Source organism: Psychrobacter sp. H26 (genome assembly GCF_059073035.1).
The window spans coordinates 480304-504036 of record NZ_JCACRW010000001.1; the positions used below are offsets into that span (position 1 = coordinate 480304).

Below are 23733 nucleotides of genomic sequence, written 5' to 3' on the forward strand. Positions count from 1 at the left end.
CAGTAATAGTATAAATTTTTGATAGCAGAAAAGGGAGTAGGTCGCGCCTAGTCCCTTCTATGGAACTCAATAATGTCTAGAAATCGAACGTTGCGGATACTTTTAATGCAGTGGGTTCGCCAGCATTTAAGTAACCATAACCTGGCAGACCACCGACTGATTGCCAATAATCTTCATCCGTGACATTGGTGACTATGCCTTTGAGGGTGACATCTTTTCCGCCAAGCGTCGTGCGATAGCGAGCCCCTAAATCTAAGGTCGTATAGCCATCGACTTTTAGAGTATTGGCAGCATCTGCGTAACGTGCCCCTGTGTGGATAATATCGCCCGTTAACGTTAACCCCTCAACTGCGGCTAAATCATACTCTAGGTTGACGTTGCTTTGAAGCGTAGGAATGCCGATGACTCTGTTGCCATCTAGCGCGTCATTGCCCGTGTCTCTTTGCTTAGCACTTAAGTAGCTGACACCAGCATTGAGACGCATGTTTTCACTTGGACTACCAAAGACCGTCAACTCAGCACCTTGGTGACGGTTTTCACCCGCTTCGACAAACGTACTGGTGTCATTGATATAGGCACGCGGCTCATCAGTACTGAATAATGCTAGACTGCTGCCAATCATGCCATTGTCATATTTAACGCCCACTTCAGTTTGTTTGCTGACATAAGGGTCTAAGTTTTGCCCCGCATTAGTCAAGGCATTACCATCGCTATCATTCAATGGTGCTGTAGCCCCTTTTGCTAAGCTTTCAATATAGTTGCTATAAATAGACCAATCTAGCGTCGGCTGATAGACAATGCCTATGCTTGGGGACCATTTACTCTCATCATATGCAGACAGTTGAGATTGAGTGTTATAGTCATAGCTTGTCGTTTTTATATTCTGATGACGCACGCCTACCGTAGTCTTTAGCTTGTCATCAAAAAATGAGAGCGTGTCAGCGAGCGCAACGCTCTGTAGCTCGGTCTCAGACGTACGTTTGGGATTATCTAGATCACCACCAAAAGTAGCAGCACTTGACCACGCGTTATTAGCATAATCAATAGGATCATAGAGGTTGGTCGCAAATTGCTTGTTGAAGTCAAACCCATAAGCGCCTTTTACGTCTTGATCATAGTGATCTGCGGCTAATACCCAGTTATGATCAACTTGACCTGTTTGCCACTTACCCCGTAGTCCAAGCTGGGCACTTTGCACCAGATCTTCACGAGTATTATCGAAGCGATAAGTCGTGCCTGTGCCGTCGGCATCCGTGACAGTGAGGTTTGCTAAGGAGTTGGACTCGTCACTGCTTCGAATACCATAGGCACCGTAGCCTGTGATGCTGTCATTAAAGTCATACTCACCTCTAATGGTGCCAAAGATGTCTTCCTCGTTAGAGTAGGTCCAAGGCTGTGCCCAGTTTTTCGTACTTTTTGGCGCTTTTGGCACACCTGTGACACCGTCTAACGTGACATTGGTACGCGTCTCATTGAGCTTATTATCTTGCCAACCAAGATCGGCGGATAAACGGTACTTGTCGGATCTGTAATCCAAACCAAGCGCTGCTAGTCCCAAAGTTGAGGATTCATCATCGATAGCGCTGTCACCATCTTGATAGGCGGCATTGAAGCGCACACCAATGGCGTCATCCGTACCAAAGCGATCACTGACATCTAGTGCGACTTTACCTTGATCACCTTGACCATAGCCAACCGTTATCTCGCGCAGAGGCTCATTGTCAGCCCGTTTAGGTAACAGGTTGATAGTACCGCCCGCATTATTACCACTAGGTGCAGCACCATTTAACATCGCTGATGCTCCGCGTTGAACCTCAACGCGCTCGAACAGTTCAGTTGCGATGTATTGTCTTGGTAGAATACCGTATAGACCATTGAACATGGTGTCATCTGAGGTCGTCACAAAGCCGCGTATAAAGTACGCTTCTTGGAAATTACCATAACCTCTAGCGACACGCACGGTTGGGTCTTTTTTAAGTAGGTCGCCTACGCTTTGTGCTTGCTGGTTGGTGATGTATTCATTGGTGTATGAGGTGGTGGAGAAAGGAGTATCCATAATATCTTGATTACCCAAGAGTCCAACACGGCTACCGGTTGCGACTTGTCCGCCCTCATAAGCGCTCGGTAGTCCAGACGCTGACGCATCGGCGCTACTGGTGACGACGATGGTATCAAGCACTACACTGGGAGAGACAGACGAAGAATCAGTGTTTATATCTGTCTGCGCCCATGCTGCATGACTTGCGCCTAATAATAGTATTGATGTAGACAGATAGGCTGAGTGCCGCGCGCTTGATGATCGCGTGTGGCGAGATGTTTTTACAGTATTGATGCGAGATAAAGCAGAATATAAGCGAGACAGTTGCATTGGGTTTTCCAGCAAGTATGTTAAGCGTCTATTGTAATGATAATCATTTTCGTTATCAATATTATTACGGCATTAATGCTAAATATACTTTTAGGTTGTAGGGTAGAGTCTTTTATCATTGGGGTTTGAGAAAGTCACCAATCATAAGCAGGCTGTAGTTTGTGGGAAGTTAGCTATGCATTGGAATGGAATAGTATAGTTCTGGCGCTAAAACCTTAGTAAATTGCCAATTGCTAAGTATCAGTGAATGCGGCTCAGTCTAAATGCATAAGATCCGTTTTGTAGTGTTGACGACACAGTGATGGACTTACCATAAGAGTACATAACAACCAGTTAGTTTCTTTTATTTGTATCGTCTATGTCAGATAATGAACCGCGAATATTTTGCAGCTTGCGTATATTTAAAGGTTTTTATCACACAAACACATGGCATGATTTGTGCAACAACTGAAGTTAAAGTAAGACTTAAATACCTACCCAAAAATTATTAATCAGGAAATTATCATGGAAAAAGTACTAAAGAAAGCTATGGCTACTATTGTTTTACCTACTATTCTACTTGGTATTTCTGGCTGTGCTGTCACAGGCAACAGTGGTATTGATAATGAAGGTGACAGTCGTAGAGTGAATAACGTCATGTGGAATAATCAAGTCGACATGGATTTTCGTGATGTGCTAGCAAAAGAAGTCAATGCTAATGAAACGAGACTGGTGTTTATTCGTAAAAGTGATGATGACCTAGAACAAACCAGTGCCAATATTTCTGTCAATAATAGATATCAGGTGAGCTTACACCCTGGCAATTATACGGCCGTTAACTCTTGCGTTGGTAGCAATCAGTTAAGTGCTCATGCTACTGGTTTTAAAGACAATGATTTATTGGCAGATAAGACAGACTATAAACTTGATGGTGGACAAACATACTTTTTCTATGTTGACATGGATGCTTCTGGCAAAAGCACACTGGAACAAATAACGAGTGATAGTGCTTTACCATTACTAGAAACCAAACGTTATCAAACTCACCAAATTAGCCGAGTGGTACCCAACTGCGCAGTACCGACAGCAGTTATAGCGCCGATACCTGAGACTTTGCCAGTAGTACCAGTATTGGCTGAAAAAGTGACCATTGAACTTGAAGTGCTGTTTGAAACGGACAAATCTGTAGTACAGCCTGAATACTATTCTAAAATATCTGAAGTCGCAGAATTCATGGCTCAATACCCAAACACTATGGTTACTATCGAGGGACATACTGATAGTCGGGCAAGCGAGCGCTATAATCAATCACTATCACAACGACGCGTAGATGCTGTAAAAGAAGTATTGATTACTCAGTTTGGTATCGATCCTGAACGTCTAAATGCTATCGGTTATGGTGAACTACAGCCTAGAGCTACCAACGATACAGCTGCTGGCCGTCAGCTTAACCGCCGTGTTGTCGCTGTGGTCGAAGAACGCATGGGTAATTGATACAAGTATATTTATATTATAAATAAAGCCGCATCATAAAAGTATTTCAAGCGGCAACAAAGCATTTAAAAAAGGGTAACCAATGAATACTATCGTCGTAAAAACTAATAATACTACTGAGACTGTAAGCCAGATAGAAGTCGTCACAAAAGATGGCATACCTACAGTTATTCAAGCCTCAGAAAGAGTGAATTACGAGTTTCATGACAATGCCATAAACCGTGCTCCTAACCATATTATTACTAAACGTATTAAGAACGACCTCCATGTCTCATTTGAAAAAAAAGGCGAAGAGAGCGATCTTATTATTGAAGGTTTTTACGACAGTGCAGATAGTGCTCTACTAGGTATTGCTGAAGATGGTGAGTATTACTACTATATTCCAGATACTGGTGAAACCTATGATTATGTTACTCAATTAGAAGTGGGTGACGTGGAAGGGCAAGCATTGGGCGGGGAAGTCTATGCAGCTGTCATCCCTTGGTGGATACCTGCTGCTGCTGGATTGGGAATTGCCGGACTATTAGCGAGTACAAGTAGCAATAGTCGAGATGACACCCTCATTGAAGATAATACGCCGCCATTGGTAGAAAATGAAGTTATAGCTGGTAGTTTGGGGCAGTCGGTTACTATTACTTTGTTAAGTAGTGCTATCGACCTTGAGGGCGACATCGACCCAACTAGTGTCAAACTGATCAATCCAAACACTGGACTTGAAGTCACCAGTCTAACCGTACCGGGTGAAGGCACGTGGAGCGTGAATCCAGAAACAGGAGCAGTCACTTTTACCCCAGAGGCGGGCTTTACTGCTGATCCAACTCCAGTGGCATATATAGTGTCTGACTTGACTGGCAACAAATCCAATCAAGCCACTATAACCGTCGACTACCCACCAACGGCGCCAAACGTTGAAGATGAGATTCAAACAGGCAGTGTTGGTCAGCCAGTCGTCATCAATGTGCTAGATAACGCCACCGACCTTGAGGGCGACATCGACCCAACTAGTGTCAAACTGATCAATCCAAATACTGGACTTGAAGTCACCAGTCTAACCGTACCGGGTGAAGGCACATGGAGCGTGAATCCAGAAACAGGAGCAGTCACTTTTACCCCAGAGGCGGGCTTTACCGCGGACCCAACCCCAGTGGCATATATAGTGTCTGACTTGACTGGCAACAAATCCAATCAAGCCACTATAACCGTCGACTACCCACCAACGGCGCCAAACGTTGAAGATGAGATTCAAACAGGCAGTGTTGGTCAGCCAGTCGTCATCAATGTGCTAGATAACGCCACCGACCTTGAGGGCGACATCGACCCAACTAGTGTCAAACTGATCAATCCAAATACTGGACTTGAAGTCACCAGTCTAACCGTACCGGGTGAAGGCACATGGAGCGTGAATCCAGAAACAGGAGCAGTCACTTTTACCCCAGAGGCGGGCTTTACCGCGGACCCAACCCCAGTGGCATATATAGTGTCTGACTTGACTGGCAACAAATCCAATCAAGCCACTATAACCGTCGACTACCCACCAACGGCGCCAAACGTTGAAGATGAGATTCAAACAGGCAGTGTTGGTCAGCCAGTCGTCATCAATGTGCTAGATAACGCCACCGACCTTGAGGGCGACATCGACCCAACAACCGTCAAGCTGATTGATCCAGACAATGGTGATGAAGTAACAACGTTGACTGTTACAGGCGAAGGGGAATGGGTCGTTGATCCTACCTCAGGTGCTGTGACCTTTACACCAGAAGTTGGTTATACAGGTGATCCAACACCTGTAGACTACATCGTAGTGGACAGCACCAACTTAAAGTCTGACCCAGCTACCATCACCATCGACTACCCACAAACCGCCCCAGTGGCACAGAATGATGCAGACACTGGTGACTCTGGTGAGACTGTCGTGGTAGACGTTGTGGCCAACGACACCGATGCTGAAGAAGATCTTGACCCAACCACCGTCATCATCACCCAATCACCAGCCGGTGGCACCATTGCCGCTGATGGCAAATCAGTCGTGGTAGATGGCGAAGGCAGCTGGAATGTGGATGCAGACACTGGGGCAATCAGCTTTACCCCAGAGGCGGGCTTTACCGCAGACCCAACCCCAATCAGCTACAGCGTTGAAGACATCAACGGTTTGGTATCGAACGAAGCCACGGTCACCATCGACTACCCACAAACCGCCCCAGTGGCACAGAATGATGCAGACACTGGTGACTCTGGTGAGACTGTCGTGGTAGACGTGGTGGCCAACGACACCGATGCTGAAGAAGATCTTGACCCAACCACCGTCATCATCACCCAATCACCAGCCGGTGGCACCATTGCCGCTGATGGCAAATCGGTCGTGGTAGATGGCGAAGGCAGCTGGAGTGTGGATGCAGACACTGGGGCAATCAGCTTTACCCCAGAAGATGGCTTTACCGCAGACCCAACCCCAATCAGCTATAGCGTTGAAGACATCAACGGTTTGGTATCGAACGAAGCCACGGTCACCATCGACTACCCACAAACCGCCCCAGTGGCACAGAATGACGTAGGCGTCGGTCCTTTGAATACTCCTGTGACTGTCGACATCTTGAATAACGATAGCGATGCTGAGGGTGACCTTGACCCAACCACCGTCAAGCTAATTGACCCAGACAATGGTGATGAAGTAACAACGTTGACGGTCACAGGCGAAGGGGAATGGGTCGTTGATCCTACCTCTGGCGCTGTGACCTTTACACCAGAAGTTGGTTTTACTAATGACCCTACGCCTGTAGATTATGTGGTCTCTGATATCACTGGTCAAACGTCTAATCCAGCGACAATCGTTGTCGACTATCCACCAACGGCGCCAAGAGCAGCGGATGATAACCAAACAGGTATCACTGGAGAGCCAGTTACCGTTGCTGTATTAGGTAATGACGAAGACTTTGACAATGATATCGACCCAACGACCGTCAAGCTAATTGACCCAGACAATGGTGATGAAGTAACTACGTTGACGGTCACAGGCGAAGGAGAATGGGTCGTTGATCCTACCTCAGGCGCTGTGACTTTCACCCCAGAGGACGGTTATACAGGTGATCCAACACCTGTAGACTACATCGTAGTGGACAGCACCAACTTAAAGTCTGACCCAGCTACCATCACCATCGACTACCCACAAACCGCCCCAGTGGCACAGAATGATGCAGACACTGGTGACTCTGGTGAGACTGTCGTGGTAGACGTGGTGGCCAACGACACCGATGCTGAAGAAGATCTTGACCCAACCACCGTCATCATCACCCAATCACCAGCCGGTGGCACCATTGCCGCTGATGGCAAATCGGTCGTGGTAGATGGCGAAGGCAGCTGGAGTGTGGATGCAGACACTGGGGCAATCAGCTTTACCCCAGAAGATGGCTTTACCGCAGACCCAACCCCAATCAGCTATAGCGTTGAAGACATCAACGGTTTGGTATCGAACGAAGCCACGGTCACCATCGACTACCCACAAACCGCCCCAGTGGCACAGAATGATGCAGACACTGGTGACTCTGGTGAGACTGTCGTGGTAGACGTGGTGGCCAACGACACCGATGCTGAAGAAGATCTTGACCCAACCACCGTCATCATCACCCAATCACCAGCCGGTGGCACCATTGCCGCTGATGGCAAATCGGTCGTGGTAGATGGCGAAGGCAGCTGGAATGTGGATGCAGACACTGGGGCAATCAGCTTTACCCCAGAAGATGGCTTTACCGCAGACCCAACCCCAATCAGCTATAGCGTTGAAGACATCAACGGTTTGGTATCGAACGAAGCCACGGTCACCATCGACTACCCACAAACCGCCCCAGTGGCACAGAATGACGTAGGCGTCGGTCCTTTGAATACTCCTGTGACTGTCGACATCTTGAATAACGATAGCGATGCTGAGGGTGACCTTGACCCAACCACCGTCAAGCTAATTGACCCAGACAATGGTGATGAAGTAACAACGTTGACGGTCACAGGCGAAGGGGAATGGGTCGTTGATCCTACCTCTGGCGCTGTGACCTTTACACCAGAAGTTGGTTTTACTAATGACCCTACGCCTGTAGATTATGTGGTCTCTGATATCACTGGTCAAACGTCTAATCCAGCGACAATCGTTGTCGACTATCCACCAACGGCGCCAAGAGCAGCGGATGATAACCAAACAGGTATCACTGGAGAGCCAGTTACCGTTGCTGTATTAGGTAATGACGAAGACTTTGACAATGATATCGACCCAACGACCGTCAAGCTAATTGACCCAGACAATGGTGATGAAGTAACTACGTTGACGGTCACAGGCGAAGGAGAATGGGTCGTTGATCCTACCTCAGGCGCTGTGACTTTCACCCCAGAGGACGGTTATACAGGTGATCCAACACCTGTAGACTACATCGTAGTGGACAGCACCAACTTAAAGTCTGACCCAGCTACCATCACCATCGACTACCCACAAACCGCCCCAGTGGCACAGAATGATGCAGACACTGGTGACTCTGGTGAGACTGTCGTGGTAGACGTGGTGGCCAACGACACCGATGCTGAAGAAGATCTTGACCCAACCACCGTCATCATCACCCAATCACCAGCCGGTGGCACCATTGCCGCTGATGGCAAATCGGTCGTGGTAGATGGCGAAGGCAGCTGGAGTGTGGATGCAGACACTGGGGCAATCAGCTTTACCCCAGAAGATGGCTTTACCGCAGACCCAACCCCAATCAGCTATAGCGTTGAAGACATCAACGGTTTGGTATCGAACGAAGCCACGGTCACCATCGACTACCCACAAACCGCCCCAGTGGCACAGAATGATGCAGACACTGGTGACTCTGGTGAGACTGTCGTGGTAGACGTGGTGGCCAACGACACCGATGCTGAAGAAGATCTTGACCCAACCACCGTCATCATCACCCAATCACCAGCCGGTGGCACTATTGCCGCTGATGGCAAATCGGTCGTGGTAGATGGCGAAGGCAGCTGGAGTGTGGATGCAGACACTGGGGCAATCAGCTTTACCCCAGAAGATGGCTTTACCGCAGACCCAACCCCAATCAGCTATAGCGTTGAAGACATCAACGGTTTGGTATCGAACGAAGCCACGGTCACCATCGACTACCCACAAACCGCCCCAGTGGCACAGAATGATGCAGACACTGGTGACTCTGGTGAGACTGTCGTGGTAGACGTGGTGGCCAACGACACCGATGCTGAAGAAGATCTTGACCCAACCACCGTCATCATCACCCAATCACCAGCCGGTGGCACCATTGCCGCTGATGGCAAATCGGTCGTGGTAGATGGCGAAGGCAGCTGGAGTGTGGATGCAGACACTGGGGCAATCAGCTTTACCCCAGAAGATGGCTTTACCGCAGACCCAACCCCAATCAGCTATAGCGTTGAAGACATCAACGGTTTGGTATCGAACGAAGCCACGGTCACCATCGACTACCCACAAACCGCCCCAGTGGCACAGAATGACGTAGGCGTCGGTCCTTTGAATACTCCTGTGACTGTCGACATCTTGAATAACGATAGCGATGCTGAGGGTGACCTTGACCCAACCACCGTCAAGCTAATTGACCCAGACAATGGTGATGAAGTAACAACGTTGACCGTTACAGGCGAAGGGGAATGGGTCGTTGATCCTACCTCTGGCGCTGTGACCTTTACACCAGAAGTTGGTTTTACTAATGACCCTACGCCTGTAGATTATGTGGTCTCTGATATCACTGGTCAAACGTCTAATCCAGCGACAATCGTTGTCGACTATCCACCAACGGCGCCAAGAGCAGCGGATGATAACCAAACAGGTATCACTGGAGAGCCAGTTACCGTTGCTGTATTAGGTAATGACGAAGACTTTGACAATGATATCGACCCAACGACCGTCAAGCTAATTGACCCAGACAATGGTGATGAAGTAACTACGTTGACGGTCACAGGCGAAGGAGAATGGGTCGTTGATCCTACCTCAGGCGCTGTGACTTTCACCCCAGAGGACGGTTATACAGGTGATCCAACACCTGTAGACTACATCGTAGTGGACAGCACCAACTTAAAGTCTGACCCAGCTACCATCACCATCGACTACCCACAAACCGCCCCAGTGGCACAGAATGATGCAGACACTGGTGACTCTGGTGAGACTGTCGTGGTAGACGTGGTGGCCAACGACACCGATGCTGAAGAAGATCTTGACCCAACCACCGTCATCATCACCCAATCACCAGCCGGTGGCACCATTGCCGCTGATGGCAAATCGGTCGTGGTAGATGGCGAAGGCAGCTGGAGTGTGGATGCAGACACTGGGGCAATCAGCTTTACCCCAGAAGATGGCTTTACCGCAGACCCAACCCCAATCAGCTATAGCGTTGAAGACATCAACGGTTTGGTATCGAACGAAGCCACGGTCACCATCGACTACCCACAAACCGCCCCAGTGGCACAGAATGATGCAGACACTGGTGACTCTGGTGAGACTGTCGTGGTAGACGTGGTGGCCAACGACACCGATGCTGAAGAAGATCTTGACCCAACCACCGTCATCATCACCCAATCACCAGCCGGTGGCACTATTGCCGCTGATGGCAAATCGGTCGTGGTAGATGGCGAAGGCAGCTGGAGTGTGGATGCAGACACTGGGGCAATCAGCTTTACCCCAGAAGATGGCTTTACCGCAGACCCAACCCCAATCAGCTATAGCGTTGAAGACATCAACGGTTTGGTATCGAACGAAGCCACGGTCACCATCGACTACCCACAAACCGCCCCAGTGGCACAGAATGATGCAGACACTGGTGACTCTGGTGAGACTGTCGTGGTAGACGTGGTGGCCAACGACACCGATGCTGAAGAAGATCTTGACCCAACCACCGTCATCATCACCCAATCACCAGCCGGTGGCACCATTGCCGCTGATGGCAAATCGGTCGTGGTAGATGGCGAAGGCAGCTGGAGTGTGGATGCAGACACTGGGGCAATCAGCTTTACCCCAGAAGATGGCTTTACCGCAGACCCAACCCCAATCAGCTATAGCGTTGAAGACATCAACGGTTTGGTATCGAACGAAGCCACGGTCACCATCGACTACCCACAAACCGCCCCAGTGGCACAGAATGACGTAGGCGTCGGTCCTTTGAATACTCCTGTGACTGTCGACATCTTGAATAACGATAGCGATGCTGAGGGTGACCTTGACCCAACCACCGTCAAGCTAATTGACCCAGACAATGGTGATGAAGTAACAACGTTGACGGTCACAGGCGAAGGGGAATGGGTCGTTGATCCTACCTCTGGCGCTGTGACCTTTACACCAGAAGTTGGTTTTACTAATGACCCTACGCCTGTAGATTATGTGGTCTCTGATATCACTGGTCAAACGTCTAATCCAGCGACAATCGTTGTCGACTATCCACCAACGGCGCCAAGAGCAGCGGATGATAACCAAACAGGTATCACTGGAGAGCCAGTTACCGTTGCTGTATTAGGTAATGACGAAGACTTTGACAATGATATCGACCCAACGACCGTCAAGCTAATTGACCCAGACAATGGTGATGAAGTAACTACGTTGACGGTCACAGGCGAAGGAGAATGGGTCGTTGATCCTACCTCAGGCGCTGTGACTTTCACCCCAGAGGACGGTTATACAGGTGATCCAACACCTGTAGACTACATCGTAGTGGACAGCACCAACTTAAAGTCTGACCCAGCTACCATCACCATCGACTACCCACAAACCGCCCCAGTGGCACAGAATGATGCAGACACTGGTGACTCTGGTGAGACTGTCGTGGTAGACGTGGTGGCCAACGACACCGATGCTGAAGAAGATCTTGACCCAACCACCGTCATCATCACCCAATCACCAGCCGGTGGCACCATTGCCGCTGATGGCAAATCGGTCGTGGTAGATGGCGAAGGCAGCTGGAGTGTGGATGCAGACACTGGGGCAATCAGCTTTACCCCAGAAGATGGCTTTACCGCAGACCCAACCCCAATCAGCTATAGCGTTGAAGACATCAACGGTTTGGTATCGAACGAAGCCACGGTCACCATCGACTACCCACAAACCGCCCCAGTGGCACAGAATGATGCAGACACTGGTGACTCTGGTGAGACTGTCGTGGTAGACGTGGTGGCCAACGACACCGATGCTGAAGAAGATCTTGACCCAACCACCGTCATCATCACCCAATCACCAGCCGGTGGCACCATTGCCGCTGATGGCAAATCGGTCGTGGTAGATGGCGAAGGCAGCTGGAATGTGGATGCAGACACTGGGGCAATCAGCTTTACCCCAGAAGATGGCTTTACCGCAGACCCAACCCCAATCAGCTATAGCGTTGAAGACATCAACGGTTTGGTATCGAACGAAGCCACGGTCACCATCGACTACCCACAAACCGCCCCAGTGGCACAGAATGATGCAGACACTGGTGACTCTGGTGAGACTGTCGTGGTAGACGTGGTGGCCAACGACACCGATGCTGAAGAAGATCTTGACCCAACCACCGTCATCATCACCCAATCACCAGCCGGTGGCACCATTGCCGCTGATGGCAAATCGGTCGTGGTAGATGGCGAAGGCAGCTGGAGTGTGGATGCAGACACTGGGGCAATCAGCTTTACCCCAGAAGATGGCTTTACCGCAGACCCAACCCCAATCAGCTATAGCGTTGAAGACATCAACGGTTTGGTATCGAACGAAGCCACGGTCACCATCGACTACCCACAAACCGCCCCAGTGGCACAGAATGACGTAGGCGTCGGTCCTTTGAATACTCCTGTGACTGTCGACATCTTGAATAACGATAGCGATGCTGAGGGTGACCTTGACCCAACCACCGTCAAGCTAATTGACCCAGACAATGGTGATGAAGTAACAACGTTGACGGTCACAGGCGAAGGGGAATGGGTCGTTGATCCTACCTCTGGCGCTGTGACCTTTACACCAGAAGTTGGTTTTACTAATGACCCTACGCCTGTAGATTATGTGGTCTCTGATATCACTGGTCAAACGTCTAATCCAGCGACAATCGTTGTCGACTATCCACCAACGGCGCCAAGAGCAGCGGATGATAACCAAACAGGTATCACTGGAGAGCCAGTTACCGTTGCTGTATTAGGTAATGACGAAGACTTTGACAATGATATCGACCCAACGACCGTCAAGCTAATTGACCCAGACAATGGTGATGAAGTAACTACGTTGACGGTCACAGGCGAAGGAGAATGGGTCGTTGATCCTACCTCAGGCGCTGTGACTTTCACCCCAGAGGACGGTTATACAGGTGATCCAACACCTGTAGACTACATCGTAGTGGACAGCACCAACTTAAAGTCTGACCCAGCTACCATCACCATCGACTACCCACAAACCGCCCCAGTGGCACAGAATGATGCAGACACTGGTGACTCTGGTGAGACTGTCGTGGTAGACGTGGTGGCCAACGACACCGATGCTGAAGAAGATCTTGACCCAACCACCGTCATCATCACCCAATCACCAGCCGGTGGCACTATTGCCGCTGATGGCAAATCGGTCGTGGTAGATGGCGAAGGCAGCTGGAGTGTGGATGCAGACACTGGGGCAATCAGCTTTACCCCAGAAGATGGCTTTACCGCAGACCCAACCCCAATCAGCTATAGCGTTGAAGACATCAACGGTTTGGTATCGAACGAAGCCACGGTCACCATCGACTACCCACAAACCGCCCCAGTGGCACAGAATGATGCAGACACTGGTGACTCTGGTGAGACTGTCGTGGTAGACGTGGTGGCCAACGACACCGATGCTGAAGAAGATCTTGACCCAACCACCGTCATCATCACCCAATCACCAGCCGGTGGCACTATTGCCGCTGATGGCAAATCGGTCGTGGTAGATGGCGAAGGCAGCTGGAGTGTGGATGCAGACACTGGGGCAATCAGCTTTACCCCAGAAGATGGCTTTACCGCAGACCCAACCCCAATCAGCTATAGCGTTGAAGACATCAACGGTTTGGTATCGAACGAAGCCACGGTCACCATCGACTACCCACAAACCGCCCCAGTGGCACAGAATGATGCAGACACTGGTGTCTCTGGTGAGACTGTCGTGGTAGACGTGGTGGCCAACGACACCGATGCTGAAGAAGATCTTGACCCAACCACCGTCATCATCACCCAATCACCAGCCGGTGGCACCATTGCCGCTGATGGCAAATCGGTCGTGGTAGATGGCGAAGGCAGCTGGAATGTGGATGCAGACACTGGGGCAATCAGCTTTACCCCAGAAGATGGCTTTACCGCAGACCCAACCCCAATCAGCTATAGCGTTGAAGACATCAACGGTTTGGTATCGAACGAAGCCACGGTCACCATCGACTACCCACAAACCGCCCCAGTGGCACAGAATGATGCAGACACTGGTGACTCTGGTGAGACTGTCGTGGTAGACGTGGTGGCCAACGACACCGATGCTGAAGAAGATCTTGACCCAACCACCGTCATCATCACCCAATCACCAGCCGGTGGCACCATTGCCGCTGATGGCAAATCGGTCGTGGTAGATGGCGAAGGCAGCTGGAGTGTGGATGCAGACACTGGGGCAATCAGCTTTACCCCAGAAGATGGCTTTACCGCAGACCCAACCCCAATCAGCTATAGCGTTGAAGACATCAACGGTTTGGTATCGAACGAAGCCACGGTCACCATCGACTACCCACAAACCGCCCCAGTGGCACAGAATGATGCAGACACTGGTGACTCTGGTGAGACTGTCGTGGTAGACGTGGTGGCCAACGACACCGATGCTGAAGAAGATCTTGACCCAACCACCGTCATCATCACCCAATCACCAGCCGGTGGCACCATTGCCGCTGATGGCAAATCGGTCGTGGTAGATGGCGAAGGCAGCTGGAGTGTGGATGCAGACACTGGGGCAATCAGCTTTACCCCAGAAGATGGCTTTACCGCAGACCCAACCCCAATCAGCTATAGCGTTGAAGACATCAACGGTTTGGTATCGAACGAAGCCACGGTCACCATCGACTACCCACAAACCGCCCCAGTGGCACAGAATGATGCAGACACTGGTGACTCTGGTGAGACTGTCGTGGTAGACGTGGTGGCCAACGACACCGATGCTGAAGAAGATCTTGACCCAACCACCGTCATCATCACCCAATCACCAGCCGGTGGCACCATTGCCGCTGATGGCAAATCGGTCGTGGTAGATGGCGAAGGCAGCTGGAGTGTGGATGCAGACACTGGGGCAATCAGCTTTACCCCAGAAGATGGCTTTACCGCAGACCCAACCCCAATCAGCTATAGCGTTGAAGACATCAACGGTTTGGTATCGAACGAAGCCACGGTCACCATCGACTACCCACAAACCGCCCCAGTGGCCGTAGATGATCAAAAATTAAACCAACCATTTGGTGACCCAATCACAGTCGCTGTGGTAGCTAATGATACTGATGTTGAAAACGATCTCGACCCAACTACTGTTAAGCTGATCGATCCAGATGGTAACGCTGAAGTGACTACTTTGACGGTTACAGGCGAAGGGGAATGGGTCGTTGATCCTACCTCTGGGGCTGTGACTTTTACACCAGAGAACGGTTATACGGGTGATCCAACACCTGTAGACTATGTTGTATCGGATAGAACGGGCTTAAAATCGGATTCAGCGACTATCACGGTTGATTATGATCAGCTGACTAGAGTTGAGGTAGCATTACCAGGTCGCGTTTCTGAAGAGGGGCTAGAAGGTGGCAATCCAGATAGCGATCCAAACTCAACATTAGATACCACTGACTCTGCATCTGATACGGTTGATAATTGGATTAGAGTAACCGACACCGATACAGACTTAGCAGATGCCGTGGTTGGATTTACATTGCCAACAACTGGCAACAATATTATGAGCCAAGGTAACCCTGTTATTTTTAGAATTGATTCAGCCACAGGAAATATCATTGGTGAATATGAATACATAGACAGTAATAACATCACCCAAATACAGAATGTCCTGACCATAAGCCTAAATGGTAATAAAGAAGTCATTACTGACGGTTATCAATTTGGTTATGATGTTACATTGGGAGCTCCTGTAGATCATACGCAAGATGATAATGTTGAGGGTATATTGTCTGTCAACTTCGGTGTTGAGGTGTTCGAAAATGCGTCGGCTATTGAGTCATTAGTACAATCTGATGAGCTGTTAGCTATCATTGAAGATGACTCTCCAGCGCCTCAACCAGTGGTTTGGAATATCGATGTACAGCAAGAGACAATTACTATTAGTGGTTTACAAACAGGCTTTACTGAAACCTTATTTACCCAACCAACTAATACAGATAATCAAAACTATCTAGTAGCAAATAATCCAGCAGCTAATAACCCTGGCACTACGGTACCTAGTCGCGATTATGGTACGACGGGTGTACTATCTGCTGAACAAGATGCAACTTATACAGCACCAGATGGTAATCCATATATAGATTCATTAGATGAAGGTATCTATTGGGGTAGACCAGTAGATGCAAATAGCTCTCCTGCAGGCTATACCACCTATGAAAATACTACTTATCAAGGTGCTGGTGAGGAAATTAAGTTCGAGACCAATCTTGATTTGGGTGACTTCTCACATATCAACTTTGGTGTATTTGGAGACGGTGGTGTTTTACTTGAGACAACGCTAAACATTGATTTCACAATGGATGTAAATGGTAACTCTGAAACGGTAAATGTTGACTATTTGTTGAAGCATAACGAAACTCCTAATAATTTTACAACGGCTACTTTTGGGTTGGACACTGACACTTACTCAGATGTTTTTGTACAGAGCGATTTTATTGTCATACCAAATGCTTCGAAAATTATTGATATCGCTGGTCAACAGTATCAACTTGATATCACACTTGCCAATCAAGATACAGGTTCCACTATTGACTCCGACAAAAACAAAGATTTCCTGAAAATATATCAAGGCTATGATGGCATTGATAACGATGGTGATGGTAGAGTTGATGAGTCTTTATACTCTGCAATAGGAAAATTATTTTCAACTAATGCGTTTGTTAACCAAGTATCTAATGGCACTAACTATTATGACTTGAATGGAAACGGTATTTTAGGAGATAAAGGGGATGCACAATTTGTAGCTAATCTAGCAACAGGTTTTAGATATACTATTCTTGGCAATGGCGATATTGCTTATATTGATTCTAACAAGAATGGTGGTTCAGACGGTATTGATTTTGATGGTGATAACATAAATGATGCTGTCGATATCAATGGCGATGGCAGACTTGACTATATTGTGTATAGTACTACAGGTCAGCGTGCTGAAGATACTGATGGCGACGGAGTCATAGATAGAGTTGATACGAATAATGATGGCATCGTTGATACGGATCTCGTGTTAGATGGTTCTGACTATAACCCTGCATTGGATGACGCAGGTACTTTCGTGGTCAATAGTGAAGAAGGTCAAGAAAATACTTATGACGTCATTGGCAAGTTGACGCCACTAAACCCACTACCAAAGTTAAGTAATAATATCGTCGTTGAAGGAAAAGTTGCGGTTGGTGCTGATACAGTTAATTACCTTAACTCGACTGGAACTGGTATTGTTTGGTCTGGTGTATCGACAACAGATAGTGACGGCACAATTACCACCATTAATACTGACAGTGATGCAACTAATTATGAGTTCCAAACTGATTATGGTGTGTTTATTGGTTATGCCGATGGGAGCTATACATTCAATGCAGCAGACAATATCGCTGATATCGTTAATCCCAATGCAGACGACATTGATGTATTCTCATTCGAATATCAGGACTCTGATGGTGACACAGCCAGCTCAACGGTAACGCTAAACTACAATGAGTACGCAGCGCCTCAAAGCCCAGACTCAATTAACAGTATTCCATCGCGCACTACTGCCGATAATGATTACTTAGTAGGAACTAACCAAGCTGAAGTGATAGAAGGTGGCGATGGAGACGATACTCTAATTGGTTTGAGCGGTATAGACTCGTTGTTCGGTGGTAGTGGTAGCGATACTGTAGTGTTTGATAGGAACGATCTTGTCGTTGATGGAGGTGAAGGCGAAAGCTCAGCCAATATTCAAGATAATGATACGTTGCTAGTTAATGATCTCAATGTTGTTGCTAGTAATGATATGACTCAAGTCGTTAATTTTGAGACTATCGATATGACCAATGACACCGCTCAAACCCTGAGCTTGGGGCTGAGTGATGTGGTTAGTATCACTGATAACAACAATGAGCTATTCATCAAAGGCGATAGTACAGACACTGTTAATATATCGGACATGACTAAATCAGCTACATCTGATCAAGTTGGTTATGACTTATATCAAGATGGTGCTAACTCTGCCAAGCTATATGTACAAACTGCGATTGATGACAATGTGATTTAAGAATCATTAGCCACTAGCAAATAACAAAGAAAGCGCTCCCAAATGGGGGCGTTTTTTTGATATGTGCCTACAGTGATATTATAATTTGATAAGATTACTCAAAATCTATCTTACTTATAGTCAAGAATAGTTATAACTAGAGGTAAAGACAGTACTACCTTTGCTGTAAAATAGAGTTTATAAACTCACACAATAAAAAGTCAGCGAAATATAACCCGTTGTCCATTATGGAAATAACTATGAATGCTTCACTGCCACGCCTATACACCTTTCGCCGTTGCCCCTATGCTATGCGCGCTCGCCTTGCACTTTTATTTGCCAAGGTACCAGTTGAGCTGCGAGAAATCACGCTAAAGAACAAACCAGAGCACATGCTAGCGATCAGTCCAAAAGGTACTGTGCCCGTCTTACAGGTAACAGAGGAGACAGTGATTGAAGAGAGTTTGGAGATAATGATGTGGGCGCTTAAGCAGACAGATCCGCAGGGGTTACTCGATAACAAATCTCAATCTCAAGCCAAGTCTTTGATCGGACAAAATGACAACGAGTTCAAGCAGTGGTTAGATCGCTACAAGTATGCCGATCGTCACCCTGAGATGACTCAGTCCGAGTACCGAGAGAAGGGAGAAGCGTTTTTACAAGTTTTAGAGAGCTTATTGACTGATAATATCTATTTATTAGGAGATAATCCAACCATTGCAGACATTGGTATCATGCCTTTTGTACGTCAGTTTGCCCATGTGGATCGTGAGGTTTTCTATAATTTGCCCTATTCAAACTTACAGCGATGGCTACAACATTGGCTTGAGCATCCATTATTTGTCCAAGCTATGACTAAGTTTCAACCATGGCAGGAAGGCGATGAGGTGGTTGTTTTTCCTACTTAGTATGGGTGCCAAATCGATCCATGAAAAATTACAGTGAGAGTAGAGTAGTATATAAAACGCTATATCAAATAAGGCTACTATGTCTAATATAAATACCCCAATGCACCAACGCAGTGTATCGATATCTGATAAAAATAAATATATATCCAGCACCACAGACAAGGTGAAAGAGGCTTTTTTAACGCTACCAGTCGTCATACAAACAGCACTAGAACAATCCAAGCGAGTTATCTTAATTGCAAACAATCCTGCAATCACGACAGCGCAGCTTGAGAAATTGTTACAGCCTGATGATGTCCTAGTGCTATTTAACCATTTTATCCACGCTGATTTCTTTGCCAACCATCAGGCAATAAGTTTATTACCTAAGCTCTTATTTTTTCGGCAAATTGGCGATAGCAAACTGCATTTTGGCTTACCGCCTAGAAGCAATAACCTCTCCATGATGGAGCAAATGGCAAAAACAGCCCCGTTAGGTATATTTACGAGCAATCAATCTTATCCGTTTCCATCGCTGACTGACGACCCAAACCCTGACGATGACCCTATTGTCACTCATCGCGTTTTGAATGTTCCTTTTCCAATGCAAGAGTTGTTGATGAGCCCTACTTATTGTAGCGTGCTATCAGAACGTCATGCAGTTGTTGCTGACTATCCATATTTTGTAGATATTCATTCGTCAGCACCTTCGTCAGGTTTTTTGTTATATCGGTTGATGCTAGCAGCTCGAGAGTATGTGCATCATACCCAAAAAACAGAGCTGCCGTTAGAGCTACTCTTAATCGGCTTTAACGATAATGATAAAACGGCTCATTTTTGGCACGGTCACAACTGGGCGTTTGAACGTCAGGAGATGAGCGCATTACCGCCTAGGGTATCTATCCATCGATACTAAAATAATTATCACCGAGCATGTCGGTTACAGCTAAACGTAAGGCGCATTTGGACAGTGGGCATGCTTTACTTCATCGTCGCTAGGCTGCCGTCTCACAGCTATGGGTGAAGACTGTTCTTCTGCCCAATCAATCAGCCCCATGTCAGCAAATTGTGACAGCCATCCTGCCATGGGCCAACACTGCCATTTTTGATAAAAACGATTGGCATTGATAATGATACTATCTAAGTGATTGAGGGGCGGTCTATACACACTATGCTGCTGATGATAGATCACATCGGCAGTAAGGTAAAAATCAATATTCAACTGACGCGCGCTAAAGGCAAAATCTGTGTCCTCTGCGCCGTAGCCTGTATATTGAGTATCAAAGCCACCAATATCGTCGAAAGTCTGTCTTTTAATAGCAAAACATAAGCTCCAAAAAGCTCCGTAATCATCAGTTCTCTTGATCGCTGTTATCCCGGTTTCGGTAGGAATTGAGTCTGTCTCATCAAAGTTATACCGATAAGGGTTATAAACAGACAGCTCATTTAGAAAAGAAAGCAGCGAATGGTTGCTTTGTAATTGTGTACTCTCTACATCTGACAAAGGTCGGGTGAGATAGCGCGGTTGTCCCATCAATAGCGCATCGGGATGTTGCCTGAGCTTGTGATACATGTGCTCAATAAATGTAGGGGCGACGATACAATCGACATCTAAGAATATCAGGGTGTCATGAATAGCATGCTGCGCCCCAAGATTGCGATTGTGACCGATATCAAACGCTGCAGTCTGTGTATCGCAGTTATCATTCGTAGATGATTGAATAGTAGTCGGTAACTTTATGATATTCAATGAAAAATCAGCCAGTCGGTCACAGTCGGCATCATCATTGACGATGATGACCTCAGCCGGTCTTATGCTACTGTGCTCTAGACTGCTGAGCAAATTATAAAGGTGGCGGTTACGTCCATAGCAAGTCGTGATAATGGTTATCGGTGCTGTATTGGTATTATTAACAATGGTCATTGTGTATGCTCGTCTCGCTATTATATTACTTGTCGTGTTTGACATATCATTGCTTATGAGTTGATCCAGGCTTTGATTTGATTTTGGTAAGTAGCCAATCCTCAAACCAGAGTTTCGTACTAGGATAAGCGCATAGACTATCCATAAAAGCTTGAGCAGCCATTAATACAAGGGTCTCATCGATCTCGTCATCACTCACTGGTTCGCTATATTGTTTTTCTGGTGCGTGGCTCATAGCTTGACTCATAGTATCAAAACATTCAGATTGATTATTTTGAGATATCATTAGGGCTTTAAACTGCTCCCAGTTCAATGCCTTGTCTTGGGCGACTAATGCCTGTGCCATGACCACTTGTTCTTGATGTGGTCGGTCGTCAGGTATCACGATAAGAGGGGTTGCACAATGATACGCCTGCGCCACGGCATTCAAGCCGCATGCCATAATCAAATAATCGCTATGATTAACAAATGGTGTGACGTCATCTACTTGCCCTGAGATATCGACATAACCTCGTTTATCATCATCAATAGGACCAAGAGAGACAATCAGTGCGTGAGGCAGTAATTCACGAAGTTCAGGCAATTTTTCATCGATTAATTGATGTCCACCATAGCCTTTTATAACTGTGACGATAGGCTGAATGGTCGCTACAGGCGTTTGCGAGACTGTATGCTCGGACTCATATATTGATGCAGGTTTACTAGATTTAACTGTTGTAGAGAGACCCTTATCCGTGTCTAGCTGCGTCAGTATGTCTATAAAGTCTTCACGAGTGTGTGACTGGGTGTTGTGTGTATAGATAAAATCAAGATATAGCGTCTTATCGCAGACCCAACCAGCAGTATGAGTGGATTCCAGGCTCTGAGGATAAGGTGCCAGCAGGGCAAGCGCGCCCGCGAATGTCTCTAGATGGGCAGTATCATCGCGGATACCCGGCAGTCTAACATACAGATAAGGGACACTGGACACGCGGCATAACATAGCGATTTCGGCACTGACATCAATAATCATGAGATCAATATCATAGTGATGAATAGCATCGAGTATTTGATGGCTGCGTCTTTGAATATCAGTATTACCTACAGGAGAGTAGTGCAGACCTGCAGGTTTCCAGTATTCTCCAGCCCGTCCTGTTAGCACGTCATCACGACGCTCATCTTCTGGGTACAGCCGCATGATCTGCTGCTCATTGATCGAAGTAAAGCGATAAGTATCTGCTTCTAAGCTTGTGAATACTATCATTTGTTCTTTGACATCATCAGGTAGTAGCGCTGCGAGTTTGTCGGCTTGTCGGCAGTGTCCTGAGCCATGATGATGAGCATAATAGCCGATACGCATTATGCTCCTCCTGCAATACTGACCAGCTCATGGTCTGTTACAACGGATGAATGAGCGTCATCATTAGAAACTTTAAAAGAGTCATGCACCATATCAGACTGCATTTGATGGTTAATGGTTTGATCACTACTATCAGCGCTCTGATAATCTTTTATGGAACTGTCGTTTTTTAGCGCTGTTTTATAAAGTGCCAAGTAGCCTTCGACCATGGCAGCCACAGAACAGAATTTCAATGCGCGTTTGCGACAAGCCTTACGTGATATTTGCTTGATCATAGAAAAGCCATTAATAAAAGCAGCTTTGTCGCCTTTAGGTACAATAATGCCGGTATCTGAGGTAATAATTTCGGCACTGGCGCCAACATCAAAACCAATCACTGGCGTACCACATGCCAAACTCTCAGCCAAGATCAATCCATAAGGCTCGTCCCAAGTACTGGTGAACAGCATGGCAGTGGCTTGACACAAATAGTGATTAATTTCGTCTTTAGTGGCATGACCGACGTAGCTAAATAGCTTGTTATTGCCACGTTCACTATCTTTAGATAATAAGGGAGCTACATATTGATCGAAGTACGCTTCGTTGCTTTTAGGTCCTGCAATGACGAGATTTTTTCCTGCTTCTAGGCAATACTGCATGGCTAAGTGAGTGCCTTTTTCGGGGCAGATACGTCCATACCAGAAATAGGTTTCGTTATCACTATTTTTACTCGATTCAGTATTGGCAACAAAAGACTCGACGTCGATACCGTTATAAACGGTGTGTGAGGGGACAAACTCAGAAAATAGTTGCTGTTGGTGGTTGCTCACGGCTGTAAATTGAGTGGCTGTACCAGCACGAAGGGTCAAAAGTGCTAACCGCAGTTGCGGGAAGATAGGCGTATGAAAAGTGGTAAAAAATCTTTTGCCAAGCGCTTGACCTGTCATCATTGGGATGTGATGCAAACTGTGGTTGTGTACGATATCGATTTCACCGCGCTCGTCACGTTCGATGATATCTCGTAGGGCTATCTGATAAGCAAGATACTGATACATCTCCTCGCGATCCATCGCTACTGCTTCGTGCTCATTGTCATAGACCATGTCATCAAATTCATGACGAGTCAATAATGGTACCAGCGTTGCGTTGGTCTCGCTATCTTCGTGCGCATAAAGTAGTACGTCATGCCCTTGTGCCACCAGTTCATCGCAAATGAGTTGGGTGATCATCTCTAGACCACCCGCATAGGGCTGGGCAATAGGGTACAGTGAGTGCGCAATGATAGCGATACGTAATGGCGAGGTTGAAGACCGAGTCATGTTATTAAGA

Annotated in this window: 8 protein-coding genes; 4 read left to right on the plus strand and 4 right to left on the minus strand. The window is 47.3% G+C overall.

The window, feature by feature from the left end; translation table 11 throughout:
- Positions 1-76: 76 nt before the first annotated feature.
- The gene (locus AC5JPT_RS02065) at positions 77-2368 is read right to left on the minus strand and encodes a TonB-dependent receptor (RefSeq protein ID WP_493856904.1); all 2292 of its coding nucleotides are present in this window, start codon (positions 2366-2368) and stop codon (positions 77-79) included.
- A 504-nt stretch (positions 2369-2872) separates the two neighbouring features.
- Between AC5JPT_RS02065 and AC5JPT_RS02070 the strand changes: the two genes are divergently transcribed.
- From AC5JPT_RS02070 to AC5JPT_RS02085, 4 genes are all read left to right on the plus strand, one after another.
- Positions 2873-3841 carry an OmpA family protein gene (locus AC5JPT_RS02070; RefSeq protein ID WP_493856905.1) on the plus strand — a complete coding sequence of 323 codons (969 nt, stop codon included), beginning with the start codon at positions 2873-2875 and terminating at the stop codon, positions 3839-3841.
- Between the two features lie 82 nt (positions 3842-3923).
- On the plus strand, positions 3924-18296 hold the full coding sequence (locus tag AC5JPT_RS02075) for an Ig-like domain-containing protein (protein ID WP_493856906.1): 14373 nt from the start codon (positions 3924-3926) through the stop codon (positions 18294-18296).
- 239 nt (positions 18297-18535) lie between these two features.
- Complete coding sequence (locus tag AC5JPT_RS02080) at positions 18536-19183, plus strand: glutathione S-transferase (protein ID WP_493856907.1); 648 nt, start codon at positions 18536-18538, stop codon at positions 19181-19183.
- A gap of 79 nt (positions 19184-19262) precedes the next feature.
- Positions 19263-20078: a hypothetical protein gene (locus AC5JPT_RS02085; protein WP_493856908.1), complete on the plus strand. Its 816-nt coding sequence runs from the start codon at positions 19263-19265 to the stop codon at positions 20076-20078.
- A 30-nt stretch (positions 20079-20108) separates the two neighbouring features.
- On the opposite strand, the gene AC5JPT_RS02090 is transcribed toward AC5JPT_RS02085, so the two are convergent.
- The 3 genes from AC5JPT_RS02090 to AC5JPT_RS02100 are packed head-to-tail and all read right to left on the minus strand — an operon-like array spanning position 20109 to position 23723.
- On the minus strand, positions 20109-21086 hold the full coding sequence (locus AC5JPT_RS02090) for a glycosyltransferase family 2 protein (protein WP_493856909.1): 978 nt from the start codon (positions 21084-21086) through the stop codon (positions 20109-20111).
- Positions 21087-21132: 46 nt separating this feature from the next.
- Positions 21133-22425, minus strand: coding sequence for a hypothetical protein (locus tag AC5JPT_RS02095; protein WP_493856910.1), 1293 nt, complete (start codon positions 22423-22425; stop codon positions 21133-21135).
- On the minus strand, positions 22425-23723 hold the full coding sequence (locus AC5JPT_RS02100; RefSeq protein ID WP_493856911.1) for a glycosyltransferase: 1299 nt from the start codon (positions 23721-23723) through the stop codon (positions 22425-22427). The genes AC5JPT_RS02095 and AC5JPT_RS02100 overlap by 1 nt, the downstream gene beginning before the upstream one ends.
- Between the last annotated feature and the right edge of the window lie 10 nt (positions 23724-23733).

Coding starts and splice junctions, on each gene's coding strand:
- AC5JPT_RS02070 (WP_493856905.1), top strand. CDS start 2,873: ATGGAAAAAGTACTAAAGAAAGCTATGGCTACTATTGTTTTACCTACT.
- AC5JPT_RS02090 (WP_493856909.1), bottom strand. CDS start 21,086: ATGACCATTGTTAATAATACCAATACAGCACCGATAACCATTATCACG.
- AC5JPT_RS02075 (WP_493856906.1), top strand. CDS start 3,924: ATGAATACTATCGTCGTAAAAACTAATAATACTACTGAGACTGTAAGC.
- AC5JPT_RS02080 (WP_493856907.1), top strand. CDS start 18,536: ATGAATGCTTCACTGCCACGCCTATACACCTTTCGCCGTTGCCCCTAT.
- AC5JPT_RS02065 (WP_493856904.1), bottom strand. CDS start 2,368: ATGCAACTGTCTCGCTTATATTCTGCTTTATCTCGCATCAATACTGTA.
- AC5JPT_RS02095 (WP_493856910.1), bottom strand. CDS start 22,425: ATGCGTATCGGCTATTATGCTCATCATCATGGCTCAGGACACTGCCGA.
- AC5JPT_RS02085 (WP_493856908.1), top strand. CDS start 19,263: ATGTCTAATATAAATACCCCAATGCACCAACGCAGTGTATCGATATCT.
- AC5JPT_RS02100 (WP_493856911.1), bottom strand. CDS start 23,723: ATGACTCGGTCTTCAACCTCGCCATTACGTATCGCTATCATTGCGCAC.